We start from the raw sequence: 1,984 nt of genomic DNA on the forward strand, positions 1-1,984 counted from the left end.
ATAACGCCAGCTTCAGCCGCGCGAGGTACGAGCGTCGGCTGGAAGCAGTGGTTATGTGATTATTTTACCCATTCATAGCTTTTTCCCGTTGCGGCATCCAAAGCAGACGATTGGCTGATGTTAAATTTTTTAGCTATTTTGACACTTGACATCCCTTTTGAATAAAGTTCTCTAATTTCTCTTACTTTGGTCTCATTTAGTTTTGCTCTTCTGCTATTACCTGATTTGTAGTCGTCTATTAAATTTTGGCCTCTTGTTCCAATATGTAAATGATCTGGGTTAATACAAGCTGGATTATTGCATTTATGACGTACGACGTCTCCTGGCTCTGGCATTTTGTTATTAGCTATAATCCATGCCAAACGATGCGCTTGAACTCCAAGAATTTTACTTTCTCCTTTTTTGTTTATTCCAAGATCTCCATCTCTCCATCTGATGTCAATGTGACCACCTGAATTTTTAGTCCCACTGGCAATAATACAACCTTCATTGTTCGTGATAGAGTCTTTTTTTAGTCGTGTAATTAGCTTTTCTTTGTTGCGTTTTATAGACTCAAATTTTTCTTCATCTGAAATTTGCATGTTTTTATCCGTAAAAATTTGTTTATATTGCTCACATAACGTGTGCTTCACCGGCCGGGCGGCGAATTGAGACGCCGGGCTGATGGGCAGAAAAGGTTGAAAAATTAAAGACTTCCAAAACGGACAAGCTGTAGCCCGGTCCGGTGGAAGCAATTGTTGGCTCTTCCAAATAGTAAAACCTTATTTCATTCCTTTTTATAAAAAGTGACCAATTTTGTAACTATTGAATCGACACTGCATCCATGAAAATCTGCGAGTTCATTTAATTTTTTGAAGTTTGAACTTGAAATTTTCTTGTCCAAAATTTTCACACTTCCATCATTCCATTTAAGAGAACCCCGATCATCAAGAATAAATTTTTCAGGATGGAGTTTGGCTGCTTTCTTTTTTGTTTCATTCCATGCTGCATTTATCTCACGTGATGTGGATAATTGACCTACCATTCCTAATCTTAGCGTAACATTCTCTTTCAAGTTTTTCGCGCCAGCAGTAAGCTCTAAAAGTCTTTCCAACATCATGTTTGATATTCTACCTTTTGATAATACAGACATGATTCGTTCCTAATATAGTTTTGAGGCCAACGTGTGCATCAGGGGTTGCTGGAGCGCAGCGGAAGCAATCCCCTGCATGCAATTGTTAAATCATATCAAAAGCATACCTCAAGGCATCAATGCTATCGGCCCACAATTGACTTCATGTCGGTCAGTATATGCTGGTAAAGCTTTTTTAAAATGATTCAAAAAAGTATCGCTTTCTATTGATCGAGGTTTTATGTCCTGATGAATATAAGCCATTAGAACTATGCCTGCATTAACGATTAATGGGACTACGTTAATAAAAACTCTATGTTCATTTTGCTCGTAATACTCTGCATAATCGCGGAATATATGAGATCCAAGATAATGATTGATTTCATCTTTCAAGCTTTCACGAATACGCGTAACGCTCGTTGGAAGTGAAAATAAATTTAAAATATCAGACCATGAAAGATATACATCAAAAGTATCAGCACCACCTTCTTGAGCAGGAAAGTCTATAAGCACATACATTTCCATGTTACCAATTTTCTTTGCTTCTTGCGCATAAAAACTATACATAGTTCTTATTTTCCGCGCATGATTATGATGACGAGCATTCCTCAAAACTAACATTAATGCCAGTTCAGGTTTTTGGTACCAATTTAGGTCTTTGTATTTCGATGTTTTATTCATAGCGTCATAAACACTATGAAAAGCATTCAAAACTGCTGATAGTGCCGTTTCGATATTTCCAACAGCCTCAGCCCTGTCAACATGTAACAATCCTTGACGGTGCGCTCGATCATTCGCCTCAAGTAAAACTCTCAGTGAATGTGACAGATCTTCGAATGCGTCATTAATTAACACAGAGTCCTCTTTTGATTT

General features: G+C 37.7%; 3 protein-coding genes. All 3 read right to left on the reverse strand.

Features of this window, described 5'->3' with window-relative positions; all coding sequences use genetic code 11:
- Positions 1–59: 59 nt before the first annotated feature.
- Positions 60–581: an HNH endonuclease gene (locus ACYQ11_RS21920; RefSeq protein ID WP_459925968.1), complete on the reverse strand. Its 522-nt coding sequence runs from the start codon at positions 579–581 to the stop codon at positions 60–62.
- A gap of 185 nt (positions 582–766) precedes the next feature.
- Positions 767–1,132, reverse strand: coding sequence for a hypothetical protein (locus tag ACYQ11_RS21925; RefSeq protein ID WP_459925969.1), 366 nt, complete (start codon positions 1,130–1,132; stop codon positions 767–769).
- A gap of 108 nt (positions 1,133–1,240) precedes the next feature.
- The coding region (locus tag ACYQ11_RS21930; protein WP_459925970.1) for a hypothetical protein at positions 1,241–1,984 on the reverse strand (744 nt) is incomplete at its 5' end.

The sequence above is a fragment of the Desulfatiferula olefinivorans genome (genome assembly GCF_054657895.1).

Bases quoted from the DNA above. Each gene is read 5' to 3' on its own strand.
- ACYQ11_RS21925 (WP_459925969.1), bottom strand. From the start codon at position 1,132: ATGTCTGTATTATCAAAAGGTAGAATATCAAACATGATGTTGGAAAGA.
- ACYQ11_RS21920 (WP_459925968.1), bottom strand. From the start codon at position 581: ATGCAAATTTCAGATGAAGAAAAATTTGAGTCTATAAAACGCAACAAA.